This window comes from Bacteroides sp. MSK.20.82, from assembly GCF_019052485.1.
Classification (GTDB): domain Bacteria; phylum Bacteroidota; class Bacteroidia; order Bacteroidales; family Bacteroidaceae; genus Bacteroides; species Bacteroides thetaiotaomicron.
Map to the genome: position 1 here is coordinate 1 of NZ_JAHQUN010000119.1, position 1,470 is coordinate 1,470.

The 1,470-nt window shown below is 35.0% G+C and carries 1 protein-coding gene and 1 pseudogene; both read left to right on the plus strand.

The features are described from left to right. A pseudogene (locus tag KTR07_RS28060) lies at nucleotides 1-717 on the plus strand (RHS repeat-associated core domain-containing protein); the annotation flags it as partial. Then, entirely contained in the window at nucleotides 677-1,249 is a 573-nt protein-coding gene (locus tag KTR07_RS28065; protein ID WP_008767442.1) for a hypothetical protein, read from the plus strand. The pseudogene KTR07_RS28060 and the gene KTR07_RS28065, both read left to right, overlap by 41 nt. The last annotated feature ends 221 nt before the right edge of the window (nucleotides 1,250-1,470 follow it).

The window sequence follows — 1,470 nt, forward strand, 5'->3', positions numbered from 1 at the left end:
GCGGTTGATCCGATGAGTGAGAAGTATTATAGTTGGAGTCCGTATACTTATTGTATGGGTAATCCGATAAATCATATTGACCCGGACGGAAATACAGTAGTTATTTGGTATAATAATGATGCTGGGAAAAAGGTTTCATATTCATATAGTGGTGGTGACATAACTCATCCAAATTCATTTGTACAATCTGTAATTACTGCTTATCAATATAATAAAGCGAATGGATTGAAGGCAGGAAACGGAGGTGGAGCCTCTACGGTAGCAATTGTAGAGAATACCAATATAAAGGTAAATGTGATGGAAGCGGTGTTTGAGAACTCATATAATCCCAATGCCGCACGTGGGGCTGGAAGTATTTATTGGAAGAGTAACTGGGGATCGCAAAAAGATAATGGAATAGTCAATTCTCCGGCTACCGTATTTGACCATGAAGCAGATCATGCTTTGGAACATAAAACAAATACTCAAGAGTATGAAGTAAATAGAGCACGAGGTAGCGATTCGCAATATCAGACAAAAGAAGAAAGGCGGGTGATAACTGGTTCTGAACAGAAAACCTCAAGGGCTAATGGAGAAACCCGTTCCGGTCAAGTTACAAGAAGAAACCATAATGGGAAAACTGTAATAACGAAAGGCGTTACTTCAAATGTGATTGATAGACAAAAAACACAGGAATATGAGAAAAGGAATAAAGCTGTATGGACTTCTGAACCATAAAAAATGTTTTTATGGTGGTTCATTGTTTTTGCTATTACTGTTTATAACATCATGTAAAAGCAATCAATTTTTAATTGATAGTAACGAAGTGGAAAATGTAAATTTTTGGTTTATAGGAGATGTGGATACAGATGTTCCTATCACCGATTGTTTGCACATTGTATTTGGAAATGATAGCCATAAAACAATTATTCGTGATAGGAAGATTATCAATCGCTTTTTGACTCTGGTTAATCAGTTGAAACCTGCCAATCCCGATTCTTATATCGATCTTAGGGTAAGTTCACTTATAAGATTAAAACCGATAAACGGTGAAAGGAGGCCTGATATAAAAGTCTGCATTGGTGCCGGTGGTTACGGAGTGCTTTTAAATGACGTGTTGATGAAGGGAAATCCAAAGCAACTTCAAAAGTTTATTCAGGAAGTATTATATGATTCTCTTACCCCTTATGAATGGTTACCGTCTTTTATAAAAGAATACTTACGTGACCATCCAGATGAAATAGATGAATATCTACCTAAATCAAAATAGTGATAGTGTATTTATTCTGATAATAGTTGTCTATTTGAAATTTATGAAAATATTTAGAGGATGTGTTATCACATCCTCTATTTTGTTTGTGTACATTTCTGTGTGATATTATTTGAGTGAAAAGTTGGCTGATATCCAATATAATTTTATAAATTTACCGAGTCGCATAGAATTTGAAAACGGTCATGTCATTTCTTATCTTTATGATGCTGATGGAATAA

What these genes read in the sequence shown, in the direction of transcription:
- KTR07_RS28065 (WP_008767442.1), top strand. Translation starts at nt 677, where the DNA reads ATGAGAAAAGGAATAAAGCTGTATGGACTTCTGAACCATAAAAAATGT.